At 45.3% G+C, this 21,320-nt stretch carries 17 protein-coding genes; 8 read left to right on the top strand and 9 right to left on the bottom strand.

Translation table 11 applies throughout. From position 1 onward, the window contains the following. Positions 1-6 precede the first annotated feature (6 nt). The 5 genes from BN1209_RS02110 (at position 7) to BN1209_RS02090 (ending at position 7,699) form a co-directional block, all read left to right on the top strand. Positions 7-1,140, top strand: a complete 1,134-nt coding sequence (locus tag BN1209_RS02110) for an efflux RND transporter periplasmic adaptor subunit (protein WP_045751906.1) — start codon at positions 7-9, stop codon at positions 1,138-1,140. Beyond that, the gene (locus BN1209_RS02105; protein WP_045750740.1) at positions 1,140-4,259 is read left to right on the top strand and encodes an efflux RND transporter permease subunit; all 3,120 of its coding nucleotides are present in this window, start codon (positions 1,140-1,142) and stop codon (positions 4,257-4,259) included. Before BN1209_RS02110 ends, BN1209_RS02105 begins: the two co-directional genes overlap by 1 nt. A gap of 112 nt (positions 4,260-4,371) precedes the next feature. After that, positions 4,372-5,364: an AI-2E family transporter gene (locus BN1209_RS09095; RefSeq protein ID WP_045750739.1), complete on the top strand. Its 993-nt coding sequence runs from the start codon at positions 4,372-4,374 to the stop codon at positions 5,362-5,364. A 12-nt stretch (positions 5,365-5,376) separates the two neighbouring features. Next, on the top strand, positions 5,377-6,171 hold the full coding sequence (locus BN1209_RS09090) for a ferritin-like domain-containing protein (RefSeq protein ID WP_045750738.1): 795 nt from the start codon (positions 5,377-5,379) through the stop codon (positions 6,169-6,171). After that, positions 6,164-7,699, top strand: coding sequence for a helicase-related protein (locus tag BN1209_RS02090; RefSeq protein ID WP_045750737.1), 1,536 nt, complete (start codon positions 6,164-6,166; stop codon positions 7,697-7,699). Before BN1209_RS09090 ends, BN1209_RS02090 begins: the two co-directional genes overlap by 8 nt. On the opposite strand, the gene BN1209_RS02085 is transcribed toward BN1209_RS02090, so the two are convergent. The 3 genes from BN1209_RS02085 to BN1209_RS02075 form a co-directional block, all read right to left on the bottom strand. Then, positions 7,696-8,271, bottom strand: a complete 576-nt coding sequence (locus tag BN1209_RS02085; RefSeq protein WP_045750736.1) for a LexA family protein — start codon at positions 8,269-8,271, stop codon at positions 7,696-7,698. The genes BN1209_RS02090 and BN1209_RS02085 overlap by 4 nt on opposite strands. 104 nt (positions 8,272-8,375) lie before the next feature. Continuing rightward, on the bottom strand, positions 8,376-10,040 hold the full coding sequence (locus tag BN1209_RS02080; RefSeq protein WP_045750735.1) for an OFA family MFS transporter: 1,665 nt from the start codon (positions 10,038-10,040) through the stop codon (positions 8,376-8,378). 212 nt (positions 10,041-10,252) lie between these two features. Beyond that, on the bottom strand, positions 10,253-10,735 hold the full coding sequence (locus tag BN1209_RS02075; protein WP_045751905.1) for an EF-hand domain-containing protein: 483 nt from the start codon (positions 10,733-10,735) through the stop codon (positions 10,253-10,255). A gap of 425 nt (positions 10,736-11,160) precedes the next feature. Here BN1209_RS02075 and ompR point away from each other — a divergent pair, with 425 nt between their 5' ends. Continuing rightward, a complete protein-coding gene (gene ompR / locus BN1209_RS02070; protein ID WP_045750734.1) occupies positions 11,161-11,904 on the top strand; it encodes an osmolarity response regulator transcription factor OmpR in 744 nt (247 codons plus the stop codon). Positions 11,905-11,929: 25 nt separating this feature from the next. After that, positions 11,930-13,237 carry an ATP-binding protein gene (locus BN1209_RS02065; protein WP_320408774.1) on the top strand — a complete coding sequence of 436 codons (1,308 nt, stop codon included), beginning with the start codon at positions 11,930-11,932 and terminating at the stop codon, positions 13,235-13,237. Between the two features lie 7 nt (positions 13,238-13,244). Here BN1209_RS02065 and cysG read toward each other — a convergent pair whose 3' ends face one another. Next, a complete protein-coding gene (cysG, locus tag BN1209_RS02060) occupies positions 13,245-14,651 on the bottom strand; it encodes a siroheme synthase CysG (protein WP_045750732.1) in 1,407 nt (468 codons plus the stop codon). A gap of 168 nt (positions 14,652-14,819) precedes the next feature. Between cysG and BN1209_RS02055 the strand changes: the two genes are divergently transcribed. Further along, positions 14,820-16,307 carry a high affinity choline transporter 1 gene (locus BN1209_RS02055; protein ID WP_045750731.1) on the top strand — a complete coding sequence of 496 codons (1,488 nt, stop codon included), beginning with the start codon at positions 14,820-14,822 and terminating at the stop codon, positions 16,305-16,307. 11 nt (positions 16,308-16,318) lie between these two features. Here the strand turns inward: BN1209_RS02055 and mutM are convergent, their stop codons facing one another. From mutM to BN1209_RS02030, 5 genes are read right to left on the bottom strand one after another with little or no spacing between them, the layout of a single operon-like run. After that, the gene (gene mutM / locus BN1209_RS02050; RefSeq protein WP_045750730.1) at positions 16,319-17,155 is read right to left on the bottom strand and encodes a bifunctional DNA-formamidopyrimidine glycosylase/DNA-(apurinic or apyrimidinic site) lyase; all 837 of its coding nucleotides are present in this window, start codon (positions 17,153-17,155) and stop codon (positions 16,319-16,321) included. Between the two features lie 3 nt (positions 17,156-17,158). Further along, the gene (locus BN1209_RS02045) at positions 17,159-18,043 is read right to left on the bottom strand and encodes a DUF4340 domain-containing protein (protein WP_045750729.1); all 885 of its coding nucleotides are present in this window, start codon (positions 18,041-18,043) and stop codon (positions 17,159-17,161) included. A 31-nt stretch (positions 18,044-18,074) separates the two neighbouring features. After that, positions 18,075-19,493, bottom strand: a complete 1,419-nt coding sequence (locus tag BN1209_RS02040) for a GldG family protein (RefSeq protein ID WP_045750728.1) — start codon at positions 19,491-19,493, stop codon at positions 18,075-18,077. Positions 19,494-19,507: 14 nt separating this feature from the next. Then, on the bottom strand, positions 19,508-20,254 hold the full coding sequence (locus BN1209_RS02035; RefSeq protein ID WP_045750727.1) for an ABC transporter permease: 747 nt from the start codon (positions 20,252-20,254) through the stop codon (positions 19,508-19,510). Between the two features lie 32 nt (positions 20,255-20,286). Then, positions 20,287-21,219 (bottom strand): ABC transporter ATP-binding protein, encoded by a 933-nt coding sequence (locus tag BN1209_RS02030; RefSeq protein ID WP_045750726.1) that lies wholly within the window; start codon positions 21,217-21,219, stop codon positions 20,287-20,289. Positions 21,220-21,320 lie beyond the last annotated feature (101 nt).

Below are 21,320 nucleotides of genomic sequence, written 5' to 3'. Positions count from 1 at the left end.
AATACTATGTCTACCCCTATCAAAAATACGTGCTTTTTTACGGCCACAATCCTGCTATCGATATGCTTGAATATTGCCAACGCTAGCGAAATAATCCACATTACCCCATCACAAATAAAAACGTTAGGGATAGCAACCGCCCCGATCGTCGCCAACCAAAATGCGAGCAGCCAGCATTTACCAGGTGAGATTGTGGTGCCGGTCGATCAAGCACGTTTGATTAGCGCGCCGCAGTCTGGTCTGATTGATCAAATGTTTGTCGCGACGGGTCAGCGCGTTAAACAAGGGCAAGCGCTTGCCCATCTCAGCAGTCCCGATTTAGTTGCATTGCAACGAGATCACCTGCAAGCACTTTCCCAACATCGCCTTGCGCAACAATCCCTTAATCGAGATGCAGAACTATACAAGGATGGCATTATTGCTGAACGTCGCTACCTCAGCACACAGAGCACCCATGCTGAAGTCAATGCATTACTCGCTCAGCGCCGACAGGCACTCAAATTATCTGGCATGAGTTCGCAAGCCATTAAAAGTCTAGAGACTCACGGTAATTACACGAATGGCATCACCTTGAGTGCGCCGATTGATGGCATGGTACTTGAGCAAATGGTGACCGCTGGGCAACGTGTTGATAGCGCTATGCCGATTTACCGCATTGCTAAACTCTCACCGCTTTGGTTAGAAATGCGTGTTCCTTCACAACTACTGAACGGCATGCAAGTTGGGATGCGCGTTAGCGTTTCTAACACAGAGGCCAGCGGAAAAGTGATCGCCATCGTGCCCAACGTCAACAAATTAGATCAAACCGCTTTGGTGAGAATATTGATCACAAATGGCACATCTGCTTTAGCACCCGGACAGTTAGTTGAGGCAGAAATTGCTCAACCAATCAATCAGAAATCCTCAAGCTTTAGCATATCAAAACGCGCGATTGTGCAAATTAACGATGCCAAACATAGCAATCAAACACTTGTTTTTGTTCAAACAAAAAAGGGCTTTGAAGCCCGTTCAATTAAAGTACTCAACAACAACGGCAATCAAGCTTTTATTTCTGGTGATTTCATAGGCAATGAGCATTTAGTCGTCTCTGGCACCGCAGCGCTGAAAGCAAAAATGCAGGGCATTGGCGGAGACGAGTGATGTTAAATTCAATTATTCAAGCCTCCATGAAAGGCCGACTCGTTGTGATGCTCTTCATTGTTGGTCTAGTCGGTGGTGGCCTTTATTCAGTTCAAAACTTGCCAATTGATGCGTTTCCTGACGTGTCTAACACCCAAGTTGAAATCATTATCAAATCTCCAGGGCTCACGCCAGAGGAAATGGAAGCACGTATTACAGCGCCGGTGGAGGTGGAAATGCTGGGCTTACCCAAGCAAACGATGCTGCGTTCAATTGCAAAGTTTGGACTAACGGACATCACCATCGACTTTGCCGATGGCACCGATATTTATTGGGCACGTCAGCAGGTGTCGGAGCGGCTCAATAATGTATGGGGCAATTTGCCTGCGGAGATTACTGGCGGCATTGCACCCATGACCACCCCGCTTGGGGAAATGTTTATGTTCACGATCGAAGGAGATCACTTATCACTTGATGAACGTCGAAGCTTGCTAGACTGGGTCATTCGTCCGCAATTACGAAGTGTGCCAGGGGTGGCTGATGTCAACGCTTTGGGCGGATTAGTGCGTAGTTTTGAAATCACACCAGACCTAGCCAGAATGTCAGCTCGCGGGATCACACACGATGATTTACAACAAGCACTCGAGCGTAATAATCGCAACGATGGGGCTGGCCGATTAAACGAAGGTGAAGAGTCATTAATTGTTCGTGCTGAAGGACGTTTTAACAATTTAGACGATGTACGAAATACCGTGATTAAAGCTTATGCTGGCAATCCGATTAGAATTAGCGATGTCGCGAGCGTTAAAATTGGCGCATTAACCCGATATGGTGCCGTCAGCAAAAACGGTAAAGGGGAAACCGTTGAGGGCTTGGTGCTTGGTTTGCGCGGCGCGAATGCAAGACAGGTCGTTGACAATGTGCGTGATCGCTTAGCAGAAATTCAACTTACGCTCCCCAAAGGCGTTACCACAAAAGTTTTTTATAACCGTGGAAGTTTAGTAGACCGCGCAATCAGTGGGGTGTCTAAAGCACTACTTGAAGCGATTGTGCTTGTTGTGATCCTGCTGATTTTATTCTTGGGCAATTTACGCGCTGCTCTCGCGGTAGCGCTGGCCCTGCCACTCGCAGCCTTAGTCACCTTTATTCTTATGCGTTACTTTGACTTGTCGGCCAATTTAATGAGCTTGGGCGGCCTCTCTATTGCGATTGGTATGCTGGTGGATGCTGCAGTCGTCGTTGTAGAGAATATTACGGCCCACCTCGCTAAAAATGAGCATCAGCCTAAGTTTTTGGATGGTCATTTAAATCAAAAAAATAGTGATTTGCAACGTGCCTCTCGTCTAGAAATTATCACGTATGCGGTCAAAGAGGTCGCTGTTCCAGTGACTGCAGGCATCTTAATTATCATCACGGTATTTATACCATTATTAACCTTACAAGGTTTAGAAGGAAAGTTGTTTAGTCCAGTTGCTCTGACCATTGTTTTCGCACTTGCTGGCTCACTCTTTTTATCGCTGACTGCCATTCCAGTGCTCGCTTCTTTGCTGTTAGGAAAAATCAAGCACGAGGAGCCTTGGCTTGTACAAAAAGCGTTGAAGCTTTACGAACCTGCTTTGCAATGGGCACTCAAGCATAGTCGAACAGTTTTTATAGGTGCGCTGATAGGCTTATTAGCGACTGGCATTATTTATACCCAAATCGGTAAAATATTTATGCCCACCATGGATGAAGGTGACATCATTATTGGGACTGAAAAGTTACCGTCCATCAATCTCAATCAAAGTGTGTTAATCGATGGAAAAATTCAGCAAGCAATTTTAAGTCGTGTTCCCGAGGTGAAAGAAATCGTCTCAAGAGTGGGTTCGGATGAACTTGGTCTCGACCCAATGGGACTCAATCAAACTGATCATTTTTTGATTCTTCATCCCCGTGATACTTGGCGATCATCCAATAAAAATGATCTGATTGATCATCTTCGTGTGGTGATGCAAGACTTGCCAGGGGTCGCTTACAGCTTTACTCAGCCGATCGATATGCGGGTCAATGAAATGATTTTAGGCGTGCGTGGTGACTTGGCGATTAAAGTATTTGGGAGCGATTTAGAAGTGCTCAATCAACACGTACAACAAATCAAAAGCATTCTTGAAACGATCAAAGGAAGTCAGGATGTCTACACGCCTCAAAATAGTGGTGTGCAATATTTGCGCGTGGAGATAGATCGAATGGCGGCGGGAAGGCTGGGATTTGATATCACGCAAATTGAAGATATTTTACGCGCGCACGTTGAAGGCAAAGTCTTGGGTATCGTACAAGAAGGTCAGCGTCGCACGCCCCTACTTTTAAGAGGCGAAGAGTCTTTACGATTTTCACCTGCTGAGTTCGCTAATATTCGCCTCACTTTGCCTTCTGGCGTGAGCGTGCCTCTCTCAACCATTGCCAAGCTTGTACGCACCGACGGCCCAGTCAAAATTGACCGTGAACGCGCTGCCCGCATGGTGGTGGTCACCGTGAACGTGCGTGAACGTGACTTGGTAGGCTTTGTGGAAGAAGCCAAAAAACGGGTGAATGCCGAAGTGAAATTAGGCGAAGGCTATCATTTGCTTTGGGGTGGTCAATTTGAAAATCAACAACGTGCAGCACAACGCTTAGCAATTGTAGTACCGATTGCATTGGGCTTGATTTTCTTACTGCTTTATACGACGTTTAACTCTATCCGCCAAGCGGTGCTGATTCTCTCAAACATTCCGTTTGCGATGATAGGCGGCGTATTTGCACTGTGGATTTCTGGCGAATATTTATCTGTGCCAGCCTCGGTTGGCTTCATCGCGCTTCTGGGAATTGCCGTGCTCAATGGCGTAGTAATGGTGAGTTACTTTAACCAACTTGCCAATGAAGGTATGGCGCTAGTCCAAGTTGTCGTCGAAGGTGCCAAACGTCGATTGAGACCGGTACTGATGACCGCCAGCATTGCTGCATTTGGGTTAGTTCCATTGTTATTTGCAAGCGGCCCAGGTTCTGAAATCCAACGCCCGCTTGCGATTGTTGTGATTGGGGGATTAGTGACTTCGACTTTATTAACCCTGATTTTATTACCGATGCTGTATTTGCGATTTGGACAAAAAGACGGAACGCGGTAACTTAGGGATGGGATGTCATTAATCAAAATCGGCATCTCAACCGATCCCCGCCAAATAACAATCAAAGTGCTTAAATTAAGTATAATGAATTTTCATTAGCCAATACCTCGCCATGAATAACATCAAAATCATTAGCTTTATTGCGATATCAGCCCTCATTAGTTTGGTCTTAATTTTCCACATGGCCCCGACGCTGTTAATTGGCATGTTGATCTTTTTGCTTGCCAAAAGACTTGGCGATAAGTTGACCTTCATCATGCCTGATCAATTTGCGCGTATTTTTGCCGTCTTTTTAATTACCGCCTCGATTATTGGCGCAACAGCCAGCGCAGTGATGTTTCTATCCAACACCCTTGGTAATGAGCAAAATTTAGCAGGGCTTGCTGCGAAGCTTGGGGAAAGCGTCAATGATATTAAGGATGACTTACCGCCCACGCTATTAAGTTATCTTCCAGAAAGCATGCAGTCATTAAATAGCTCTGTCAGCGACATCATTAAAGAGCATACCCGTGAGCTGGGGGTTGCTGGCAAAGAGAGCCTACATACATTTGCCCATATTTTAATCGCGCTTGTGATCGCATTAATGGTCTCCATTCATTCTTTTTCAGAGATTGCTAAAGCGCACCCCTTGGCAAAAGCCCTTCGTGAACGGATCCAGCTATTTGGTAAGGCTTTTGAAAATATTGTATTTGCCCAAATTAAAATCTCTGCAATTAATACCTTGCTGACGGGCATTTTCCTACTGATTATATTGCCACTATTTGGGGTGAATTTGCCTTACAACAAAACCCTTGTCGTCGTGACTTTTGTTGCTGGGCTGTTGCCAGTGATCGGCAACCTCATTTCCAATATCATTATTACGGTGATCAGTATTGGTGTTTCATTCAAAGTAGCAATTGCAGCTTTAGTGTTTTTAGTGGCTATCCATAAACTAGAATACTTCATCAACGCCAAAATCGTCGGGAGCAAAATAAATGCTGCCGCTTGGGAATTGCTATTAGCGCTGCTGGTAATGGAAACATTGTTTGGGATTACAGGCGTATTAATTGCCCCCATTCTTTATGCCTATATCAAATCCGAATTGTTAATTGCCAAGCTGATCTAGGGGTTTGACAAGATGGAGCTGCGTGCACAAGCACTTAATTGTCTGGCTGAGACAGATTTTTTAAAGAAAACACAAAAAGTAGCGCAATTAACCGAGGCATGGTCATCAGGGTGCTGTTCATTGGACGCCACCAGTGTGATTAATGCGTCTGATCATATTCCTGGCTTACCAAACAAACCCCATTTAGTCTCGCCCAAAGACGTTGCTCGTCGGAACATGCGCACTACTGAGGGGCGTGCAGTCATGATTCATGCACTTGCACATATTGAGTTTAATGCGATTAATTTAGCTCTCGATGCTATTTGGCGTTTTGCGGAGATGCCCGAGCAATATTACAGCGATTGGCTGAAAGTGGCGGCTGAAGAGGCGTATCACTTCACTTTGCTCAACCAACATCTTGTAAAACTTGGGTATATCTATGGGGATTTTCCTGCCCATAATAGCTTGTGGGAGATGGCGACACGCACTTCAAATGATCTCTTAGCGCGCATCGCTTTAGTCCCTCGCACCATGGAGGCTCGTGGTTTAGATGCCTCACCTGCCCTTCGTGCGAAGCTGGCCCAGGTTGGTGACATGGAAGCGGCCGAAATTTTAGATATCATCCTTCGTGATGAAATCGGACATGTGGCGATCGGAAACTTCTGGTTTAATTGGCTGTGTCAGTCACGTCATTTAGAACCAATCAACACCTACGCCCAGCTTGCCAAGCAATATGAAGCACCAACACCCCGCAAACCTTTTAACCATCAAGCAAGGCTTGCTGCCGGGTTTACCGAACAAGAATTAGCTTGGCTTGAGAATGCATAAACAACTCACCAGCACGCTTGCACTGCATGCGCTCCCCAATAGTTTCAAATTAGCACGAAGTTTAAATCGTCGTATCCATTTTCATTTGGGGCCAACCAACTCTGGAAAAACCTATGAAGCACTCATCAAACTTCAGAAAGCTGAATCTGGCGTTTACCTTGCTCCCCTTCGATTATTAGCCATGGAGATTAGAGATAGGCTCATGGAGGCAGGCGTGCCTTGCAACTTGATTACAGGAGAAGAGCGCCAACTCATTCCAGGTGCAAAACATACCGCGTGTACTGTCGAAATGATGAACACGAATCAAGCGGTAGACGTAGCCATTATTGATGAAATACAAATGTTACAAGATGAGTCGCGGGGATATGCATGGACGACTGCCCTCATCGGCGCCCCTGCGAAAGATGTGTATGTGTGCGGTGCAAATAGTGTCACTGAACCATGTCTCAGGGCGATCAAAGCGCTTGGGGAGCAATTTGATGTGACACATCTTGAACGAAAAACTCCCCTGCTGCTTGAGCAACAGGGGCTGAGCGGTCAAAAATACAAGCGCGCAAACCTTAAAGGAAAGTTACAAAAGGGCGACGCAGTCATCGCCTTTTCTCGCAAAGATGTGCTCACCTTAAGCGCAAGATTTAGACAATGGGGTTATGGCGTTGCTTCTATTTATGGCGCGCTGTCTCCTGAAGTACGCCGTACCGAATCCAAGCGTTTTTGCGAGGGAGAGGCTGACATCCTTGTTGCCACAGATGCTATTGGGATGGGCCTTAACTTACCCATTCGGCGTGTCATTTTTTCTTGCATTGATAAATTTGATGGCGTAGCAAGCCGCCGGATTAATGCAACGGAAGTGCGTCAAATTGGAGGGCGTGCGGGTCGCTTTGGTATTTATGATATTGGCTATATCAGCGCTTTTGAAGATGATGAGTTAATCCATTTAGAACATATGCTGACCACATCAGATGTGGCCGATTTGAAAAAACTACCGATCTCCCCGAGCTTCCCGCATTTATCTGAAATTGCCAACACACTGCATAGCCATAAAATAAGTGAAGTGCTCGCATACTTTGCTGAGCGCATTCGTATTGAGAGTGATTTGTTTGAGATTGCCCCCCTTCAGACGCAAACGCAACTTGCTTTGTTGGTCGACGAATATGCCCCAACCCTGAATCTTAAAGACAAGTTTTTGTTAACTTGCGCGCCAGTTGGATGGGATAAAGCACGTGAGCGCGATTATTTTTTAAGTTGTTTAGATTGTGTAGTGAATAACCAAAAGAAGGCATTACCAAATGATGTCAGTTGGTTAAGTTCAAACAGCCCTAAACATCTAGAAGAAGCTGAAGATTTGGGTAAAGACATCAGTTTATACGCTTGGTTAGCGCATAAATTTCCTCATCACTTTTTTGAACTAGATGCACTGCCCGCATTGAGGAGCAAAGTGAGTCGATATATTGAAGCCGCATTATTAATCCAAGCGGGGTACCGCGATACATCGAAAGAAATGATGTATCAGTCAGGACAGTTTTAGTATTTTCTAAATTGTCCGACCACCACACCAAAAATTTCTAACTGGCCTTGTGGGCGAATGGTTGGATAGGCCTTGTTGGCAGGGTAAAGCACGAACTCTTTACCTTCGCGACCTAACGTTTTAAGCGTGAACTCATTATCGACAATCGCCACCACAATGTCGCCAATATTAGCCGCCTGCTTTTTCTCAATGATGACAACATCATCTTGATAAATGCCAGCATCAATCATCGAATCGCCCTTGACGGTAATGAGTACTGTATCGGATGGCCGCTCAATCAAATAATCATCAATACTTAAACTATCGCTTCTGTCGCTCAATGCCGCGGTTGCAAAGCCAGCCTGCACAGTGCTTTCAGCAAGCACACGCTCAAAGAAACGACGACCAGGCTTTAGTCTGCCATCGGTTGCTGACTCAATAAAATTTTGCAGCTTGAGTCTTGCCACCAATGCGGTCACTGCATTCTTAGACTTAAAGCCTAATAATTGCGCGATTGCAGCATAAGACGGCAAGATCTTTTGATCTGCGTAATAGTCTTGAAGCTTGCCTAAATAATCAATATCGTTAGCCATAACCTTTACAATACTGTACGAACGTACATGCGTCAAGTATTTGTTTGATCCAAACAAAAACAGGGGCTAGCGCCCCTGTTTTGATGATTCAACTTCAGTCAAAGTTAGCTAAATAAAGCCCAAGCCTTTTGAAGCGTGCTCCAAACACCGAAGGTAATTGGGATAAGCACGGCAACCCAAGCAATTACAGCGAGGGCTTTGCCACCCCTTGCTTGTTCACTAACGGCTTTGGAAGCTGGCGCCGCTTGTTCATGTGCTAATTTTTTTTCAGCAGCTAACTCAGCATCTGTCATAAAGTATTTATCAGCCACTGGTCGCACTAACAGGTTCGCCACAAAACCAATTGCCAACATACCCGCTAACACATAGAAAATAGGTGCGTAGATTTGATCAAAAGGCACCTTCGCCTCTACTCGCATATCGTGCATGTAGTTCACAATCACCGGGCCTAAAATGCCGGCCGTTGACCATGCAGTGAGTAATCGACCGTGAATCGCACCCACAAACTGTGTGCCGAACATATCTGCAAGATAGGCTGGAATGGTTGCAAAACCGCCGCCATACATAGAAACAATGACACACAAAGCCGCGCCAAAAATTGCCAACGACTTCACGTCAGCACCATAGCTTGCTAATACATACAACAAGGCCCCTAATACAAAGAAGATGAAGTAAGTTTGTTTACGACCCAATTTGTCAGATGAGCTTGCCCATGCGATTCGACCAAAAATATTGAAGAGTGAAATTAATCCAACGAAACCAGCCGCAATGGCTGCTGCTGCTGCCGTCAATGCATCATCCGCTTTGATATCGGCAAAGCCTAAATCAGGCTGATGGATCAAAATGCCGCCAAAGGTTTCTTGGAGCATTGGTGCAGCCGCGCCAATAATACCGATGCTGGCCGATACGTTCATACAAAGCACCAACCAAAGCAACCAAAATTGTGGAGTTTTGTGTGCGTTTTTAAGATGGACATGGCGCGTTGCAATCATGCCATTGTTTGCTTTGGCTGCTGGCGGCGTCCATCCTGCAGGTTGCCAACCCGTTGGTGGAACACGATAGCCAAGTGAGCCGCAAATCATGAAGATCGCGTAGACAACGGCTAGCACCACAAATGTTTGCCATACACCAACCGCAGTAGGCGTTGCGAAGTAAGTCATTAACTTAGTAGCGATGGGTGAGCCAACTAACGCACCCCCACCAAAACCCATGATAGCAAGACCTGTCGCCATGCCACGACGATCTGGAAACCATTTGATTAACGTAGAAACGGGTGAAATATAACCCAGCCCAAGGCCTACACCACCAATCACCCCTGAGCCTAACCACATCATCCAGAGTTGATGGGTATAAACACCCAAGGCGGAAATAAGCAGTCCGCCTGTCCAACATAGCGTGGCTACAGAACCCGCTTTACGTGGCCCTGCACGCTCAAGCCAGCCACCCCAAAGCGCTGCAGAACAACCGAGCAATACAAAAAACAGGGTATACATCCAGCCCAAATCAAATTGGGTCCAATTACAATCCGTTGCAAACAATGCACGACCAGTTCCACTTAACTTTTCTGCAAAAGTCGTTGCGCCAGCAGCACACGCGGCAAGCGGCTTACCATCCGCCCCCATTAAAGCATTGCCTAGCGGCTTCCAAAAAACCGAAAAACCATAAGCCATGCCGATACATAAATGCACGGCTAAAGCAGCAGGTGGAATTAGCCATCGATTATAGGAAGAAGGCGCAATGATGCGCTCTTTAGAAAAAAAACCAGCCATGTGATTACCCTCTCGTTATTAGTATTTACTCAACATTGATCACGCAATTTGAGCTGAAGCTTTGTCGCTTCTTGAACGAGACTATATATGCAAGTTTAGTTTTTTACCACCATGGATGGCTGGCAGTTCAGGATGAGAGACTAAAAGATGAGAGGTTAAAACTTAATGAGGGAGTAGGGATTTGTAAGACTGAAGAGATGTCACTAATCTTTTTAGTAAGCGTTTTTACGGTTATTTACGACACTTTGTTTGTTCTTGGACTTGGTGTTTTCAACTTCAGGTGGATCAGATTTCACAGAAGCGACTCGTTGGCGCTCAATGATTCTAACCTGTAAGGCCTCAAGTTCATCCAAGGTAATTAAGCGGTCACCATTCAAATCAACCGCACCAAAATGACGGGCTAACTGAGGCATTGAGTCGTATGCTTCTTCTAGCGAAACCGTGCCATCATTGTCTTTGTCGGTTTGTGAAAACCGCTCTTGCAAGCGCTTGTGCATAACACGACGACGCTCTTCAATTTGAACATGGGCAGGATCGACCATACGAGAGTATTCATCTAGCGCACGGCGCAAACGAATATTGTCATCCATATTCACGCCGGCAGGTTCATTTGAGGATTTTGGGTTAGCGCTTTCGACTTGCTGAGCTTTGCTTGCCTCATCATTGTTTTGATTATCACGTGGGGCAGCCATCATCGATTCAGTGCTTGAAACCAACAAGAAAAGGCCAAATACTATACGAAAATTCTGAAATGCACGGCTGATTTTAATAAAACCAAATCTGACTAAATCAGCCTTATTGCTGATCGGATTTATGTAAAATCGCTTGCTAAGAACATTAAAGTTTTGATTGATGATCATGCATTCCTAACCGTTTTAACAAGAATTACAACTGGTAAGACTGAATAAAAGAAGGTGAGTTCATGGCTTGTTCAAAATACAAGATTACACTTGCTTTTCTATTTTTGCAAAGTTGATCATGATGCTATAGGAATGTAAATCGAGTGTTTCACACAAAAACGTGTTTGTAAGAAAATGTAACGAATTAAATTGTTAAATAGCTCTCAGCAAATCGTATAATAATGTTTAGATAATTCGCAAGCGAATGGAGCGGCCCTAAGATGAGTACCCCATCACAAACCCCTAATGCAAAAAAAATATTGATGGTTGATGATGATGTGCGGATGCGCGAGTTATTACAGCGCTATTTATCTGAGCAAGGTTTTAACATCAAAACGGTCGCAGACGCTAGCGAGATGGATGCCGCAATCGCTCAAGAACATATCGATCTACTGGTGCTTGACCTCATGTTGCCCGGCGAAGATGGCTTAGCTATTTGCCGCCGGCTCCGCGCTGCTGGCAGCACAATGCCTATCATTATGCTTACAGCCCGGGGGGACGAAGTTGATCGTATCATCGGCCTTGAAATGGGAGCAGATGACTACTTACCAAAGCCATTTAACCCACGTGAGTTACTGGCCAGAATCAACGCCATTATGCGCCGTCAAGTGCGCACAGAACCAAGCGCCCCTGGACTGATACCAGGCAGCCTTGCATTTGGTGATTTTTTATTTGATCCTTCAACACGCAGCCTTACCCGTCATGGTGAAAACATCACCATTACCAGTGGCGAATACGCGTTGTTAAAAGTATTTATCGATCATCCAAGACAACCACTTTCACGTGACAGGCTGATGCAGCTGGCGCGCGGCCGTGAACTGGATGTTTTTGATCGTAGTATCGATGTACAGGTATCGCGCCTGAGAAGACTCATAGAATCAGACCCAGCACATCCGCGCTACCTTCAAACCATGTGGGGCTTTGGTTATGTATTCGTCCCAGATGGTGAAGCTGGCAAACATTAGTTTTTACCACCAAATATCGATTCGTATGTTGAAACTGCTCCCTCGTACTCTTCTTTCACGGCTGATGCTGCTTATCGCTATTTTGCTGACAATCGGACAATTTGCGGCCCTACAACTGTTTGATTACTTTGAACGTGAGCCTCGTGCCAATGCCGCTGCCTTACAAGCCATCACCATTGTCAACTACACCAAAGCATCCCTTTTAGCTGCGCATGAAAACCGTAGGACTGCATTGTTATCTGAGCTTTCTGGTCGCGAGGGTGTCCGCATCTATGCGGCAGACATTCTGGAGGAAATTGAGCCTCTACCTAAAGATCCATTCATTCAAATCCTCGCCAAAAAGATTCGTAACACCCTGGGTAGCGATACGATGGTCGCCATTAACCATTTCGGTGTGCCTGGGCTTTGGATTAGCTTTAATATGGATCAAGATGAATATTGGGTAGTCATTCCACGGCTGCAAGCTGAACGACACTTTCCTTGGCAATGGCTAAACTGGGGCGCATTAGTGATTCTGCTGTCGCTAATCGGCGCCTACATGACAGCGATTAGAATTAATAAACCATTAAAACTTCTTGTTAGCGCAGCCGATCGGATTCGAAATGGCCAAACACCCATCCTGCTGCCTGAAGAGGGTGTTGATGAGTTAAGGGCCGTTAGTCACACTTTCAACCAAATGACAGAATCACTCGCTTTGCTGGACTCGGAAAGAACGCTTTTACTGGCTGGCGTTTCTCATGACCTACGCACTCCATTAGCGCGCTTACGTCTAGCGATTGAGATGCTACCTGATACGCTAGGCGCCGCATACAAAGAAGGCATGATTCAAGACATTACCGATATGGATGGCATTATCAATCAGTTCCTCGATTTTGTTCGAGGGGTGGAAGGCGAGCCCACCCAAATGCTTGATTTAAATGCATTGCTTACATCACTTTATGAAAGACATGTTCGCTCAGGCCGAAAACTCAGCCTTCATCTTGCGCCCACCCATCTCATTGCACTTAGACCTTTAGCGATGCAAAGACTTTTAGGTAATTTAATTGATAATGCTTTTAATTATGGGAAAGGCGAAGTCATTATTAGCACTAAGATTGAAGCGGAAAACATTTTAGTCAGCGTGCTAGACAACGGCCCTGGAATTCCCGATGCCCAAAAGTCAAGACTTCTCAGACCATTTGAACGTCTAGATACTGCGCGTGGCAACACCAAAGGGAGTGGTTTAGGGCTCGCAATTTGCGACAGAATTACTAAGTTGCACCGTGGCAAACTAGATTTAATTAATCGCCCGGAAGGTGGTTTAGAAGTGAGACTGACCTTGCCACTTAATTGAGCCTTATTTAATCTAAACGAGGCTCAAACCAAGCAAGCTTCTCTCGCAGCTTGACTACATGCCCCACAATAATTAAACATGGCGGCTTTAATTCAGCTAAAGCCGCTTTTGCTGCTAAATCACTTAAATCCCCAACCACGACTTTTTGTTTCGGCGTTGTGCCTTGCTGAACAATCGCTGCCGGCGTTGTTGCATCCAGCCCATGCTTGATGAGTTGTATGCAAATCTGCTCCAACCCAATTAAGCCCATATAAATAACCACGGTTTGATTTGGCCTTGCCAGTGCGGGCCAATCCAATTCCACGGTATGCGACTGCCCATCTTTCGATTTGAGATGTCCCGTAGTAAACACACATGACTGAGCATAATCGCGATGGGTCAATGGAATGCCCGCATAACTAGAAACACCATTTGCAGCGGTAATCCCAGGGACCACTTGAAACGGCACGCCATTCTCCATCAATGTTTCTATTTCTTCACCACCCCGCCCAAAAATAAACGGGTCCCCCCCTTTAAGCCGGAGCACTCGCTTGCCTTCTTTTGCCAGCGCGACCAAGAGCAAATTTATTTCTTCTTGTGGAAGCGTATGTTGGTCACGCGCCTTGCCCACATTGATAAGTTCAGCATCACGTCGAACGAGCTCCATGACCTCTTTGCTCACCAGCTTATCGTAGACACATACATCGCATTGCTGCATCAATCTGAGCGCACGAAAGGTAAGTAAATCGGGATCTCCCGGCCCACCACCCACTAAATAAACCTCACCATGCTGAGCCTTGCTATCCTCTGCTTTGATTGCATCGGCTAAAGCAATATTTGCGGCACGCTCTTGACCAGAAAACATCAATTCTGCAATTGGGCCTTGAAAGGTTTTTTCCCAAAAAATACGACGAGATTGCGTATCCGCAAATTTAGCTTTGACTGCATCACGAAAGTCTCGTGACAAATAGGCAAGCCTGCCGTACGAAGCTGGAATCATGGTCTCAAGCTTGCCGCGAATTAGCCTTGCAAGCACAGGTGCAGCACCGTTACTAGAGATGGCAATCACCACTGGGGAGCGATCAACGATCGATGGCATGGTAAACGTGCAAAGTGCAGGCGAATCCACTACGTTGACCGGAATATTTTGCGCTTTGGCGGCATTTGAAACTGCCGTGTTTACATCTTCATGATCTGTTGCTGCGATCACTAACACCGCACCAGTCAATTGCGTAGGCTCAAACAATGCTTGCCGAAACTGGATTTCATTCGCCAGCACCTGTGCATTTAGTGCATCACAAAGCTCAGGCGCAATCACTTCCACCGCAGCTTCAGCCTTAAGCAACATACTCACTTTGCGAGTAGCAACTTCGCCACCCCCAATGACCACGCAGCGAGCGCCCTTTATTCTCATAAAAATTGGTAAAGATTCCATGATGGTATTTTACCCTTGAAACGCATCATCCTCGCCTAAAAACTTAGCAATAGTGCTGCCTCGCTATTCCAGCAAGCTAGTTTTTGATAAAATCGTCTTTGTTTTAAAAGCGCTGCCATTGTTCAATCTGGCAGCATTCCATATTTTCCTAACGATAGGTAACGCACCTTGCTCCTTTGGTTGGTCATTAGCTACTGGGTACTCTCTGTTGGCATCGGCCTTTATGCTGGTACTAAAGTGCATACATCAAAAGACTTTGCGATCGCAGGCCGACACCTTCCCATGCACATTGTTGTCGCCACAGTATTTGCAACGTGGTTTGGTGCTGAAACGGTCCTCGGCATTCCAGCCGTATTCTTAAAAGATGGCTTAAATGGGGTTGTTGCTGATCCTTTTGGATCATCCCTGTGTTTAATTTTAGTCGGCTTGTTATTTGCTGCGCCGCTTTACCGCATGAACCTCATCACCATTGGCGATTTCTATCGAAAACGATATGGCCACGTCGCTGAAACACTCACTTCAATCGCAATTGTCGCCTCTTATCTCGGCTGGGTTGGTGCCCAAATTACGGCCTTAGGCTTAGTATTTAATATCGTTTCAGCAGGGGAAATCAGCAAAATAACTGGCATGTGGATAGGCTCTAGCACCATTCTCATTTACACGCTTTTTGGTGGGATGTGGGCAGTTGCGATTACTGACTTTATTCAAATGCTCGTGATAGTTATCGGCATGTTATTTATTGGCAATGAATTCAGCGGACAAATTGGCGGGGTGTCTGTTGTGATTGACCATGCAAGACAGGCAGGAAAGTTTGAGTTTTGGCCTCATGCGAATGCTAAGGAAATAATTGGATTCTTTGCCGCGTGGATCACCATTATGCTGGGTTCAATACCACAACAGGATGTGTTTCAACGCGTCCAGTCTTCCAAAACAGTCAACATTGCAATATGGGGCTCCCTGATAGGAGGTGCTCTTTATTTTTTATTTGCCTTTGTGCCAATGTTCTTAGTTTACTCAGCCACACTTATCGACCCTAAAATGGTAGCTGAGCATATTGATAATGACCCACAAATGATCTTACCCACACTTGTGCTGCAACATGCTCCTCTCGTTGCGCAAGTGCTATTTTTTGGCGCCTTATTATCTGCCATCAAGAGTTGCGCGTCTGCCACGCTGCTTGCCCCATCAGTGACCTTTACCGAAAACATCATCAAGCCCATCCTGATTAAGCGCTTAAAAGGCGCCAGGCTTGCAGATCATGTGGTGCTCAACTATATGCGCGTGGTGACATTCAGCTTTACGCTACTCGTCACATTGTATGCAGTCAATTCGGAAGCAAGCATTTTTAGCATGGTTGAAAAAGCCTACCAAGTGACATTGGTCATGGCATTTGTTCCACTTGCTTGCGGTGTATATTGGAAGAAAGCGAATAATCAAGGCGCCCTACTTTCCATCTTTTTAGGGGTTGTCACCTGGTTAACATTATTGACGGTTGGTCCAGATGATCCATTTATTCCAGCACAATTAGCAGGGCTTATGGCAAGTGGCGTGGGGATGTTAGTTGGGTCATTGCTGCCAAAATATATTAAAGACCCTCCTAAGGAGCATCAACACGACTTCTTACACGAACATGCTGCACAAATACATCGGCATTAAACATTGAACGACTAGTGCTGGCACTCCGCACAGTAAAATGTCGATCGTTGCCCTTGTTTAATTTGACTAATCGGTGCGCCGCACTCTCTACAAGGCGCATCTGTTCTGCCATAGACAAAATACGTTTGTTGAAAGTAGCCAGGATTGCCATCTGCACCAAAGAAATCGCGCAAACTACTCCCGCCCGCCTCAATCGCTGCAACCAGTGTGGCTTTAATTTCCACCACTAAACGCTCACATTTTACTTTGCTAACTTTATTAGCAGGGGTTTTGGGGTTTATTTTGGCACGAAACAAAGACTCACTTGCATAGATATTGCCAACACCGACGACTAAATGACTGTCCATGATGGCGATTTTAATGGCAGTACTTTTGGTTTTCAGTTGACGATACAAATACTCGCCCGTAAAGCAGGCTTCAAGCGGCTCAGGACCCAGTGATTTAATTAAGGCAAACTCTGCTAAGCTTTCATTGGCGTCCACCCATAGCACAGCACCAAACCGTCTTGGATCGCGCAAACGTAACACCTGTCCATTCACAAAGTGAATATCAAAGTGATCATGCTTCGCAGCCGCTTCATCTTGTGCCAATAAACAAATGCGGCCAGACATCCCAAGATGCAAAATCAAAGTGCCCAAATGGCCATCGTTCACATCATTAAAATCCGCCAAAATATATTTAGCGCGACGGGTTAATCTGGAAAGCTTGGCGTGGGGAAGCGTGTCAACAAGATGCGCTGGAATGGGCCAGCGTAAGGTTGGGTGTCGAATAACAACACTACTCACCTTTTGATCGACCAAGGGGGCAATGCCCCGCATGGTCGTTTCTACTTCTGGGAGTTCTGGCAAAAATTACTTACCGAGATTGACGGGTGGATTGAGCAAACTAAATCCAATATCAGGTGGCACATGGTACATCATGCCTTCATCCGGACGACCCAATAAAAGCTCGGGCGATTCTTGTATTTTATCAAAATGTACTTTGTGACCATCACTCAGCTTCACTTCAAACGATGGATAAGCCACTTTTCGATCCGGGGTGTATGACGTGACACGCTGAACGCTGATATTGCGCCATAATGAGTCAAACCATTCATTCATTTCCTTCTGAGTTGGTTTTGCTTTGGCAGGAGATGCCGTCCACTTACCATCGATCAAATCGACATTCAACCGTACCTCTTCCCACTGTTCTAAGTGAGAGAGATCAAAACCAACAATTTTCTTTTGCTCCGTTGGTTTAAATGGCGTTTTGTCCAAATATTCTTCCAGTGGAGACTGAGCACTCTCGGCGTAGCTGACTGGGAGCAAATATACATGATTGTCATGGGCAACATACTGCTCCGAGGTCACTGGATTGAAGGTGCCAAATACAAATTCAGCATCATCAAACTTAAGCTTTAATTTGGGCTGATCGAGACCAAACTGCGCTAGATCAGTAGCTGGAAACTTTTGTGCGCTTTTTGCTGCTACCAATGACAGAATACGCATCACCAACATTTGGTCAGCGCGAGCCTTGTAAGGTTTGGCAATGTACCAATAGCCATCCACCTTTTCAAAAGCAATCGGGGCTTTAGTAGGAAATTCAACACTGACATTGTTGAACGAACTCAGCTTAAGCGAAGATACTTCATAACTCGTCGCCTTAACTATCTCTTGTTGGGGGCGAAATTTAATAAACGCACCAACGCCCAACACGATCAACAAAAGCAGCACATTAACTAACCAACGTGACTTCATTCTTCTATCCTTTAATGATTATCTCTAGCGATTAAGCTTTGCGACGCTTCCACCATAAAACGACGCCAGTCACTAATAGCGCTAACGGAATAATAATTTGGAATAAACCGAACGAAACACCGAAAATCGGCATAAAAACAATCATTGCCCAAAAGTGACCCCAGCCTGATTGAGGAATTGTCACGTTCATATCCTTCAGTGGCTTAGGTTGAATAGTAATCAAGCTATCATCACCCGCCAACCAGTTCACCATATTTAAACCCAAGTCGAGATTGGATTCACTGGTAATGTGAGTATTAGAGAGAAAGTTAGCGTTACCCACAACCACGACACGCTGCCCTTTTTTGCCATAAATACGATCTAGAGCGACAGCAATATTAGTCGGCCCCTTAACGTCTTCTTTTTCATCAAATACTGCTTTAGATGCTTTAGCATCCAATTCTTTGGGGTTGTTTTCCAACCAACCATTTGGCGCAACATCGATAATATTGCTGACTTTCCAGCCATTCGCATCAGTACCATAAGCAGTCACTTTCCTGGCTTCCGGAAACATCGTGCGTAACATGAAGTTTTTAGTAATGGCATGCTCACCATACTGGCTCGCAAATGCGAATTTAGGATCAACACCGTATTGCGAAGCGGAGCCATCGATCACCATACCTTTGGACACTTCTAAGCCGATGTAATTTGCAATCTCATCTAAACCATGCAAATTATTGTCATCCAACAACCAAAGCAAATTGCCACCATTATCCAGATATCGTTTAATTTTTTGCACTTCAACTGCACCGACATTCACCTGTGGGCTAGCAATGACCAACATAGAGCCATTCATCGGAACGTCCTGAGCAATCGTTAAATCAGGATTAAATAGTTTAAATCCTTTCTTCTGCAATTGCTCGCCGAACCCGCCAAGGTCATTGTTTTTGACACCGATCAAATTACGCTCACTATGCCCATCCAAATACATCACAGGCTTTTCATGGCTTCTGGACAGACGCACCAACAAATTGGTCATTTCTTGCTCAGCGTATGGCGGCAATAAGTGCTCGCTACGCTTTTGGTATTCAACCACCAACTCACCTTCGGCTTTAATGCCGGCCTCTTGTGCAAGTTTTGGCTGTGCAGCTGGACTTACAAAGGCCACATGAATATTAGGCTTTGTGCGCTGGAAGCGCGAAATAAAGTCACGCACGCCTTTACGATAGTTTTCGCCATGCGCCGTATTATCTTCTGAGGCAAATACGGTGACATTCACATCACCCTTCATTTGCTTGAGTACGTTGATACTGCCTTCGGTCAAAATATTACGATTGCTTTGCGTGATGTCGCGGGCCACATGATATTCACGGCTTAAGTAGCCAACTAGAGACACCAAGACCAAAAACAAAATAACAAAAAAACTATTTTGCATGAGCAATTGCAAACGCAGTTTGTGATTAATTTTCATAATGAAATACCCGATTAGCCACGAAGACGGTCGGCATCAAGACGACGCACCGTTAGTGTTAAGAATGTAATGATAAATAGTAAGAAATAGGCAATATCGGCCGTATCAATTAGTCCGCGTGCAAAAGGCTGGAAGTGATGCATGAGCGAAAGATAGTTCACTACGCTTGTTTCATCCCCCGTTAAAAAGCGATCGACGATGAGCAGACCAAATAGCGCAATGAACGTGATGATCGCTGCAACCACTGGCTGAGCAGTAAGGCTAGAAAAATAAAGCCCCATTGCAGAAAAACTCGCCACTAATAACCAAAGACCAAGCACATTTGAAAATAAGTAGCCAAAGTCAACATCTGCCCAAGCGTTAAGTGTGCAAAGCATGACGGCAATCATCATCACCAAAATACTTAAGAACGAGACCAGTCCAATGAATTTACCAAGCACGATTTCGGTTAATGACAATGGCGCACTGAATAAAAAGGTTAATGTATTGCTTCGGCGCTCTTCGCTAATTAAGCGCATTGAAAGTAGGGGAACAGAGAAAAGCATCACGAAAGAAGCCAACCCGAATACACTCTGTCCAATAAACATGGTCACACCAGTGCGCTCTGCTGGGCGAATTGCGCCAGACATGACTTCAAAATACTCATTCACTCCATTTAAAAAATAAGTACCAAACCCAAATTGCAGCAGTGCCAAAATCACCCAGCCCATTGGAGAGGCAAATACGCTTTTAAGCTCTTTTCTTGCGACTTTTAAAATCATAACTTTTGCTTTCTAAATTAGACTGAAGACACTTAAGCGACAGCGTCTTGGTAAGTCAATTGTACGAATACGTCTTCAAGACTAGTTTGGTCTGGATTAATTTGATGCAAACCCCAACCTTTTGAAACAGCCGCTTGAACCAATGCTTCCGCTGGCATTTGACCTGCTGCATAGCGAACGCTTATTAATCCATTTGGTAGCGCTTCAACTGACTCAACCCCCGCCACCTTCAGCAACTCGCCATGCGCTGGCGCGTTATTTAAACCGATGACTAATTTATTACCGTGACGTTGCTGTTTAAGAATATCGATTGAACCGTTAAACACCAACTTACCTTTGTCGATAATTTGTACATGATCACAAACCATCTCAACCTCAGGAAGAATGTGCGTCGAAAGAATGACACTATGCTCACCACCGAGCTCTTTAATTAGCGCACGGATGTCACGAATCTGAATTGGATCTAAACCAACGGTTGGCTCATCCAAAATCACCACCATGGGGTTGTGAATAATCGCTTGTGCAATCCCAACACGCTGTTGGTAACCTTTAGATAAGTTTTCAATCAAGCGCTTGCTCATTTCGGTTAAGCCACAACGCTCTTTAGCGCGCTGAACCGCTGTTTTAATGTGTTTGCCGCTAACGCCATGAAGACGCGCCGCAATAGCCAAAAACTCATCAACGGTAAATTCACGATATAAAGGGGGGGTTTCTGGCAAATACCCAATCAGCGCTTTTGCCTCTTTCGGGTTTTCGATCATATCTACGCCGCAAATTTGCACGCTACCTTTGCTGGGGGCTAAATTACCAGTCAGCATTTTCATGGTCGTTGATTTGCCAGCACCATTAGGGCCCAGAAAACCAAGCACTTCGCCCTTACTTAAAGTAAAGCTGACATCACTGACCGCCTCGCGGCCGCCGTAAATGCGCGTTAAATTGTTTGCTTCAACAGTTAAAGTAGTCATAAAAAATTAAAGACTCCACATTATTTGGCAAGACCAAATCAAAATTACATTGCCTCTAGATTAGTGGCAGATTAAATTAAAAAAACGCCTGACAATTGTCA

Source organism: Candidatus Methylopumilus turicensis (genome assembly GCF_000953015.1).
GTDB classification, from domain to species: Bacteria; Pseudomonadota; Gammaproteobacteria; order Burkholderiales; family Methylophilaceae; genus Methylopumilus_A; species Methylopumilus_A turicensis.
The sequence above is the reverse complement of the archived record's forward strand: the minus strand, read 5'-3'. Positions and strand labels throughout refer to the sequence as shown.

What these genes read in the sequence shown, in the direction of transcription:
- BN1209_RS02085 (WP_045750736.1), bottom strand. Translation starts at nt 8,271, where the DNA reads ATGGCTAACGATATTGATTATTTAGGCAAGCTTCAAGACTATTACGCA.
- BN1209_RS02110 (WP_045751906.1), top strand. Translation starts at nt 7, where the DNA reads ATGTCTACCCCTATCAAAAATACGTGCTTTTTTACGGCCACAATCCTG.
- BN1209_RS09090 (WP_045750738.1), top strand. Translation starts at nt 5,377, where the DNA reads ATGGAGCTGCGTGCACAAGCACTTAATTGTCTGGCTGAGACAGATTTT.
- BN1209_RS09095 (WP_045750739.1), top strand. Translation starts at nt 4,372, where the DNA reads ATGAATAACATCAAAATCATTAGCTTTATTGCGATATCAGCCCTCATT.
- ompR (WP_045750734.1), top strand. Translation starts at nt 11,161, where the DNA reads ATGAGTACCCCATCACAAACCCCTAATGCAAAAAAAATATTGATGGTT.
- BN1209_RS02030 (WP_045750726.1), bottom strand. Translation starts at nt 21,219, where the DNA reads ATGACTACTTTAACTGTTGAAGCAAACAATTTAACGCGCATTTACGGC.
- cysG (WP_045750732.1), bottom strand. Translation starts at nt 14,651, where the DNA reads ATGGAATCTTTACCAATTTTTATGAGAATAAAGGGCGCTCGCTGCGTG.
- BN1209_RS02035 (WP_045750727.1), bottom strand. Translation starts at nt 20,254, where the DNA reads ATGATTTTAAAAGTCGCAAGAAAAGAGCTTAAAAGCGTATTTGCCTCT.
- BN1209_RS02080 (WP_045750735.1), bottom strand. Translation starts at nt 10,040, where the DNA reads ATGGCTGGTTTTTTTTCTAAAGAGCGCATCATTGCGCCTTCTTCCTAT.
- BN1209_RS02075 (WP_045751905.1), bottom strand. Translation starts at nt 10,735, where the DNA reads ATGATGGCTGCCCCACGTGATAATCAAAACAATGATGAGGCAAGCAAA.
- BN1209_RS02090 (WP_045750737.1), top strand. Translation starts at nt 6,164, where the DNA reads ATGCATAAACAACTCACCAGCACGCTTGCACTGCATGCGCTCCCCAAT.
- BN1209_RS02045 (WP_045750729.1), bottom strand. Translation starts at nt 18,043, where the DNA reads ATGAAGTCACGTTGGTTAGTTAATGTGCTGCTTTTGTTGATCGTGTTG.
- BN1209_RS02040 (WP_045750728.1), bottom strand. Translation starts at nt 19,493, where the DNA reads ATGAAAATTAATCACAAACTGCGTTTGCAATTGCTCATGCAAAATAGT.
- BN1209_RS02065 (WP_320408774.1), top strand. Translation starts at nt 11,930, where the DNA reads ATGTTGAAACTGCTCCCTCGTACTCTTCTTTCACGGCTGATGCTGCTT.
- BN1209_RS02105 (WP_045750740.1), top strand. Translation starts at nt 1,140, where the DNA reads ATGTTAAATTCAATTATTCAAGCCTCCATGAAAGGCCGACTCGTTGTG.